The following is a 7,459-nucleotide window of genomic DNA, read 5'->3' on the forward strand; positions in this document are numbered from 1 at the left end:
GGCGTGCCCGGGCGGCGGTCGCGCGCCCGCACCGGGCGGGGACGCACCACCGGGGCCCGCGTGCCGGCCGCTCGGGTCGGCGCGCTGCACCTGCCGGCCACGATTCGCGCCGCCGCGCCACATCAGGCGGCCCGGGGGAGGCTGACCGGCCCGCTGCGACTGCGCCCGGACGACGTGCGGGAGGCGGTCCGGGAGGGGCGTGAGGGCAACCTCGTGCTGTTCGTGGTGGACGCGAGCGGGTCGATGGGCGCCCGGCAGCGGATGACCGCCGTGAAGGACGCGGTCCTCGCGCTGCTCACCGACGCCTACCAGCGGCGGGACAAGGTCGCCGTGATCGCCTTCCGGGCCAGCGGTGCGCGGACGCTGCTGCCGGCCACCTCGTCGGTGCTGGCCGCCTCGACGCGGCTGGCCGAGCTGCCCACCGGTGGACGCACGCCGCTTGCCGAGGGCCTGCTCGCCGCCGCCGAGCTGCTGCGGCTGGAGCGCCGACGTGACCCGAAGCGCCGCCCCCTGGTCCTCATCGTCACCGACGGCAAAGCCACCGCCGGGCCGCGTCCACTGGACCGGGCCGCGGCGGCCGCGACGGTGCTGGCCGCGACAGCGGCCCCCTGCGTCGTCGTCGACTGTGAGTCCGGCCCGGTCCGCCTGCACCTGGCGCGCCGCCTGGCCACCCAGCTGAACGCGCCCCTGACCCCCCTGGCCGCCCTGACCCGCCCCCGCGATCGTGCGGTTCCGGTCGCGACATGAGGGGACCAAGCGCGCAGATGACCAGCAGAAAAGGCACGATCGCGGGAGTGCCCGCGGGACGGGGGACGGGCTGATGCCACAGGGACAGCCGAGCGTGGTGCCCGCTGACGGGTTGACGACCCGGCAGCGGCGGCACCGGCCACTGCTGATCGTCCACACCGGACAGATGAAGGGGAAGTCGACCGCTGCCTTCGGGTTGGCGTTGCGGGCGTGGACCGCCGGCCTGCCGGTCGGGGTGTTCCAGTTCGTCAAGAGCGCCAAGTGGCGGGTGGGGGAGGAGAACGCCTTCCGGGCGCTCGGCGAGGTGCACGAGCGTACCGGCCAGGGCGCGCCGGTGGCCTGGCACAAGATGGGCGAGGGCTGGTCCTGGATCCAGCGCGGCGGCGAGGCCGACCACGCCGTGGACGCCCTGGAGGGCTGGCGGCAGATCCAGCGCGACCTGGCCGCGCAGCGGTACGGGCTGTACGTGCTGGACGAGTTCACCTACCCGATGAAGTGGGGTTGGGTGGACGTCGACGAGGTGGTCGCCACCCTGGCCGACCGCCCCGGCTTCCAGCACGTCGTCATCACCGGCCGGGACGCCGACCCGCGCCTGATCGCCGCCGCGGACCTGGTGGCCGAGCTGACCAAGGTCAAGCACCCGATGGACGCCGGCCAGAAGGGCCAGAAGGGCATCGAGTGGTGAGCGCGCCCTGGGCGCTGCCCCGAGTGGTCATCGCCGCGCCGGCCAGCGGCCACGGCAAGACCACAGTCGCCACCGGGCTGCTCGCCGCGCTGCGCCGTCGCGGCCTGACGGTCAGCCCGCACAAGGTCGGCCCGGACTACATCGACCCCGGCTACCACGCCCTCGCCGCCGGGCGGCCCGGCCGGAACCTCGATCCGTTCCTGGTCGGAGCCGAGCGGATCGCCGGTCTGCTGCGCCACGGCGCGAGCATCCCGACGCCCGCCGACATCGCCGTGGTGGAGGGTGTGATGGGCCTGCACGACGGCGCGGTGGGCCGACGCGACTTCGCCTCCACCGCGCACGTCGCCCGCCTCCTCGACGCGCCAGTGGTGCTGGTGCTGGACACCACCGCGCAGGGTCGCTCGGCCGCCGCGCTGACCCTCGGCATGGCCGCGTTCGACCCGGCGGTCCGCATCGGCGGGGTGATCCTCAACCGGGTCGGCTCGCCCCGGCACGAGACCCTGCTGCGCGACGCCCTCGCCGAGGTGGGCGTACCGGTGCTCGGGGCGGTCACCCGCGCCGCCGAGGTCGCCGCGCCGGCCCGGCATCTCGGGCTGGTCCCGGTCGCCGAGCGGGCGCCCGAGTCCCTCGCGATCGTCGCCGCCCTCGCCGAGCTGGTCGAGGCCACCGTGGATCTCGACGCCGTGCTCGACCTGGCCCGCACCGCCGCGCCGCTGACCACCCCGGCGTGGGACCCGGTCGCCGCCGTCGGCGGGCCGGCCGGCCACGAACGCCCGCTCGTCGCGCTCGCCGGTGGTCCGGCCTTCACCTTCTCGTACGCGGAGACCGCCGAACTGCTCACCGCCGCCGGGGCGGACGTGGTCACCGTCGACCCGCTGCGCGACCCGGCGCTGCCCGCCGGCACCCGCGCGGTCGTGATCGGCGGCGGGTTCCCCGAGGCGTACGCGGAGGCCCTCGCGGGCAACGGCACGCTCCGGGCCGAGCTGGCCGACTTCGACGGGCCGATCGTGGCCGAGTGCGCCGGGCTGCTCTACCTCGGGCAGGCCCTGGACGGCGTACCGATGTGCGGTCGGCTGGACCTCACCGCCCGGATGACCGGCCGGCTCACCCTCGGCTACCGCGAGGCCCTGGCCGTCACCGACTCCCCGGTGGCCCGCGCGGGCGAGCCGGTACGCGGCCACGAGTTCCACCGCACCACCACCGACCCCGCTCACGGCGAGCGGCCGGCGTGGCGCTGGAACGGCACGGACCACGGCTTCGTCGCCGGCCGCGTGCACGCCTCCTACCTGCACACCCACTGGGCCGGCCACCCCGCCGCGGCCCGCCGGCTGGTCGAGGCGTGCCGATGAGCGCGCAGCGCGCCCACGCGGGGCTGACTACCGACGCGTGTCCCGCCGACGCCACGCTGACCGGCGTCGGTGTCGGGCCGGGTGACCCGGAACTGCTCACCGTCAAGGCCGTACGGATCCTGCGCGCGGCCGACGCGGTGTTCGTACCCGTGATGGCGGACCGGGTCGCGCCGAGCGCGACCGCCGGTGCGACGCCGCCGGGCGCACAGGCCGGGCGGGCCGAGGCGACCGTCCGGGAGTACGTGCCGGCGGATCGGCTGCGTCGGCTGCCGTTCGCCCTCGACGACCGGGGTGGGGTGACCGCCCGCCGGGCGGCGGCCTGGGACGACGCCGCCCGGAGCGTGGTCGACGCGGTCGACGCGGGCGCGCGGTCCCTCGCCTTCGCCACCATCGGCGACCCCAACGTCTACTCCACCTTCGGCTATCTGGCGCAGAGCGTCCGCGCGCTGCGCCCCACCGTGCGGGTGGCGACAGTGCCCGGCGTGACCGCCATGCAGGAGCTGGCCGCCCGCAGCGGCATTCCGCTCTGCGAGGGACGCGAACCGCTCACGCTGCTGCCGGCCACCGCCGGTCTGGCGCTGTTCGCCGACGCCCTCGCCGGGCCGGGCACCGTTGTCGCCTACAAGGGCTGGCGGCGGCACCCGGAGCTGCTCGCCGAACTGCGCCGGCAGGGCCGCCTCGCCGACGCGGTGCTCGGGCGCAGCCTCGGCCTGCCCGGGGAGAGCGTCGGCGGGGTCGACGACACCGCGCACGACCTGCCGTACCTGTCGACGTTGCTGGTGCCCGCCCGCCGCGACCACCGAGGAGGAAAGCTGTGACCAGCAACGGCAAGGTGTGGTTCGTCGGGGCCGGCCCGGGTGCGGCGGACCTGCTGACCCTGCGGGCCGCCCGGGTGATCGCCGCGGCCGACATCGTGATCTGGGCGGCCAGCCTGGTGCACGCCGACGTCCTCGACCACGCGCGCCCCGACGCGGAGATCGTCGACTCGTCGCAGCTGCCCATCGAGGGCGTGCTCCCGCTCTACCAGCGCGCCGCCGAGCAGGGGCTGACCGTGGCCCGCATCCACTCCGGCGACCCGGCGCTCTGGGGCGCCGTGCAGGAGCAACTGGACCTGTGCCGAACGCTCGACCTGGCCGTCGAAATCGTGCCCGGAGTGTCGTCGTTCACCGCCGTCGCGGCGCTCGTCGGGCGGGAGCTGACCGTGCCCGAGGTCGCCCAGTCGGTGATCCTCACCCGCCTCGAAGGCGGCAAGACCCCGATGCCGCCCGGCGAGCGGGTCCGCGACTTCGCCCGGCACGGCACCACCATGGCGCTGTTCCTCTCCGCCGCCCGCTCCGGTCAGGTGCAGGCCGAGCTGCTGGCCGGCGGCTACCCGGCGGACACCCCGGCCGTGGTGGCGTACCAGGCGACGTGGCCCGACGAGCTGGTCGTGCGCTGCACGGTCGGCACCCTGGAGGCCACGGTCAAGCAGCACAAGCTGTGGAAACACACGCTCTTCCTGGTCGGGCCGGCGCTGGCCGCCGAGGGCACCCGCTCGCACCTGTACCACCCCGGGCACTTCCACACCTTCCGTCGCGCCGAGCCGGCCGCCCGTGCCGAGCTGCGCCGCCAGACCGGCGGTCGCGCCGGGGGAACAGGCACACCGTGACGTACGCCGAGCCGCCGCTGCGCGAGCCGGACCTGCCGCGTACGGCGAAGGTCCGGCCCACCGCGCTGCGGACGGGTTGGACCACCGGGGCCTGCGCCACGGCCGCGGCGAAGGCCGCCGTCTCGGCGCTCGTCACGGGCGTGGCCCCGTCGGAGGTGGAGATCGGGCTGCCCGCCGGGCGGCGGGTGCGGTTCCCGGTCGAACGCTGCGAGGTGACCGGCAACCCACCGGCGCGCGCCGAGGCGGTGGTCGTGAAGGACGCCGGTGACGACCCGGACGTCACCCACGGCGCCGAGCTGACCGCCACCGTGGACTGGACCGACGTCCCCGGGCTGCGCCTGGCCGGCGGTCCCGGCGTCGGCACCGTCACCAAGCCGGGCCTCGGGCTCGCGGTCGGTGGCCCGGCCATCAACGACACCCCACGCCGGATGATCGGCGAGGCGGTGGCCGAGGTGGTCGACCTCACCGAGGTCGGTGTCCGCGTGGTCATCAGCGTGCCCCGGGGCGAGATCATGGCCCGCAAGACCACCAACCGCCGGCTCGGCATCCTCGGCGGCATCTCGATCCTCGGTACCACGGGGATCGTCCGACCCTTCTCCACCGCCTCCTGGCGGGCCAGCGTCGTCCAGGCCGTGCACGTGATGGCCGCCCAGGGCGAGCGGACCGTGGTGCTGTGCACCGGCGGGCGTACCGAGCGGGCCGCCCGCGCGCTGCTGCCCGAGCTGCCCGAGGTGTGCTTCGTCGAGGTGGGCGACTTCACCGGCGCCGCCGTCACCGCCGCGGTGGGCGACGCGATGACCGGGGTGGTCTTCGTCGGCATGGCCGGCAAGCTCGCCAAACTCGCCGCCGGAATCCTGATGACCCACTACACCCGCTCGAAGGTGGACCTGTCGCTGCTCGGCGCGGTGACTGCCGACGCTGGCGGCGATCCGGCGCTGGTCGCCGCGGTGACCGAGGCGAACACCGGGCGGCACGCGTACGAGCTGTGGGAGGCCGCCGGGCTGCTCGGCCCGGCCGGGGACCTGCTCTGCCAGCGGGTCGGGCAGGTGCTGCGTCGCTTCGCCGGGCCGACGGTCACCGTGGACGTGGCGATGGTCGACTTCGCCGGCGCGCGGGTGGTCGCCTCGTCGGGCCGGTGGCCGCGATGAGCCGGGCGACCGCGACGGCCGCCGACCCGCTGGTGACCGTGGCGTCTCCGGACCCGCTGGTGACCGTGGCCGCCCCGGACGCGTTGGTGACAGTGGTCGGGTTGGACGCGGCCGGAGCGCCACCGCACCCCGCCCTCGCGCCCGCGCTGGCCGGGGCGGGGCTGGTCGTCGGAGCGGCCCGGCACCTGGCCACCGTTTCCGTGCCGCCCGGCGTGGACACCGTCGTCCTCGGGCCGCTCGCCCCGGCCGTACGGCGGCTGAGCGTCGCCGTGGCCGCCGGGGTGCCGGCCGTGGTGCTGGCCAGCGGCGATCCCGGCCTGTTCGGCATCGTCCGGCGGCTGCGTACGGCCGGGCTGCCCCTGCGGGTGGCGCCGGCGGTCTCCAGTGTGGCCGCCGCGTTCGCCCGTGCCGGGCTGCCCTGGGACGGTGCCGCCGTGGTCACCGCGCACGGCCGCGACCCGCGACCGGCCCTGAACGCCTGCCGGGCGCTGCCCCTGGTCGCGGTGCTCACCGCGCCGGGCGTCGGCGCGGCCGAGCTGGGCGCCGGACTGATCGGCTGGTCCCGCCGGCTGGTGGTCGCCGAACACCTCGGCACCGACGCCGAACGCGTCCGGGCGGTGACCCCCGAGCAGGCCGCCGCCGGCACCTGGTCCGACCCGCACGTCCTGCTCAGCATCGCCGACACCGCACCCGCCGGATTCGTGCCCACCGACGTCACGCCCGACCGGGTCGCAACCGGTGGGATGCGCGCCGACAACCAACCCGCCGCCGCGCCGGCCGGTGGCTGGGCGTTGCCGGAGGACCGGTACGCCCACCGCGATTCCATGATCACGAAGTCCGAGGTGCGTGCTCTCGTCGTCGCCCGGCTGCGGCCTCGTCTGGGCCGGCTGGTCTGGGACGTCGGCGCGGGCAGCGGCTCGGTCGGCATCGAGTGCGCGCTGCTCGGCGCTGCCGTGCTCGCCGTCGAGCAGGAGCCCGCGTCCGCCGCGACCATCCGGGCCAATGCCGCGACGCACGCCGTCGACGTGCGGCTCGTCATCGGGCGGGCTCCGGCGGCGCTGGCCGGGTTGCCCGAGCCGGACGCGGTCTTCGTCGGAGGTGGCGGTGTCGACGTCCTCACCGCCGTGGTGGCCCGCCGACCCGAGCGGGTGGTGCTCACGCTGGCCGCGCTGGACCGCGTCGCGCCGGCCGTGGGCCTGCTGCGTGCCGCCGGCTACACCGTCGAGGGCAGCCAGCTCTCCGCCGCCCGCCTCGCCGACCTGCCCGGTGGGTCGATCCGCCTCGCGGCCACCAACCCGGTGGTCGTCCTCACCGGGGAGCGCCCGTGACCGACCAGAACCCGCCCGCCCGGATCGGCCTGGTGGCGGCCACCGCCGCCGGTCGCCGGCATGCCGACACCCTGACCGCCGCGTGGCCGCACGCCTGGCTGGTCGAGGGGGAGACCGTCGCCGACGCGTTGCGCAGCGCCTGGGCCGGCTGTGACGCGGTGATCGCGTTCCTGGCCACCGGGGCGGTGGTGCGCATCCTCGCGCCGCTGCTCGACGACAAGCGCACCGACCCGGCCGTGGTGGTCGTCGACGAGGCGGCCCGGCACGCCGTGGCGCTGCTGGGCGGTCACGCCGGCGGGGCCAATGCCCTCGCCGAGCAGGTCGCCGCGCTGCTCGACGCCCGACCGGTGATCACCACCGCCACCGACGCGGTCGGCCTGCCGGGGCTGGACACCCTCGGCTGGCCGGTGCAGGGCGCGGTCGCCGCGGTGTCCCGGGCCATCCTGGACGGTGAACCGGTCCGGCTGATCGCCGACGCCGACTGGCCGCTGCCCGCCCTGCCCCCCAACGTGCGGGCCGCCGCCCATCCCGAGTCCGCCGCCGGCCCCGCCGCC

Annotated in this window: 7 protein-coding genes and 1 pseudogene; all 8 read left to right on the top strand. The window is 76.5% G+C overall.

Annotated features, from left to right (window positions below):
• Positions 1-747 (top strand): VWA domain-containing protein (locus ABZU46_RS30130; RefSeq protein WP_354863059.1); only part of this gene is annotated, 747 nt, incomplete at its 5' end.
• 73 nt (positions 748-820) lie between these two features.
• Entirely contained in the window at positions 821-1,432 is a 612-nt protein-coding gene (gene cobO / locus ABZU46_RS30135; RefSeq protein WP_354863061.1) for a cob(I)yrinic acid a,c-diamide adenosyltransferase, read from the top strand.
• A complete protein-coding gene (locus ABZU46_RS30140; RefSeq protein ID WP_354863063.1) occupies positions 1,426-2,781 on the top strand; it encodes a cobyrinate a,c-diamide synthase in 1,356 nt (451 codons plus the stop codon). Before cobO ends, ABZU46_RS30140 begins: the two co-directional genes overlap by 7 nt.
• Positions 2,778-3,599: a precorrin-2 C(20)-methyltransferase gene (gene cobI / locus ABZU46_RS30145; RefSeq protein WP_354863065.1), complete on the top strand. Its 822-nt coding sequence runs from the start codon at positions 2,778-2,780 to the stop codon at positions 3,597-3,599. Before ABZU46_RS30140 ends, cobI begins: the two co-directional genes overlap by 4 nt.
• Positions 3,596-4,429 carry a precorrin-4 C(11)-methyltransferase gene (cobM, locus tag ABZU46_RS30150; RefSeq protein WP_354863067.1) on the top strand — a complete coding sequence of 278 codons (834 nt, stop codon included), beginning with the start codon at positions 3,596-3,598 and terminating at the stop codon, positions 4,427-4,429. Before cobI ends, cobM begins: the two co-directional genes overlap by 4 nt.
• Positions 4,426-5,577: a cobalt-precorrin-5B (C(1))-methyltransferase gene (locus tag ABZU46_RS30155; RefSeq protein ID WP_354863068.1), complete on the top strand. Its 1,152-nt coding sequence runs from the start codon at positions 4,426-4,428 to the stop codon at positions 5,575-5,577. The genes cobM and ABZU46_RS30155 overlap by 4 nt, the downstream gene beginning before the upstream one ends.
• Positions 5,574-6,905, top strand: a complete 1,332-nt coding sequence (cbiE, locus tag ABZU46_RS30160) for a precorrin-6y C5,15-methyltransferase (decarboxylating) subunit CbiE (protein ID WP_354863070.1) — start codon at positions 5,574-5,576, stop codon at positions 6,903-6,905. Before ABZU46_RS30155 ends, cbiE begins: the two co-directional genes overlap by 4 nt.
• Positions 6,902-7,459 (top strand): annotated as a pseudogene (locus ABZU46_RS30165) (precorrin-3B C(17)-methyltransferase); the annotation flags it as partial. The gene cbiE and the pseudogene ABZU46_RS30165, both read left to right, overlap by 4 nt.

Source organism: Micromonospora sp. NPDC005197, from assembly GCF_040608295.1.
GTDB lineage: Bacteria > Actinomycetota > Actinomycetes > Mycobacteriales > Micromonosporaceae > Micromonospora.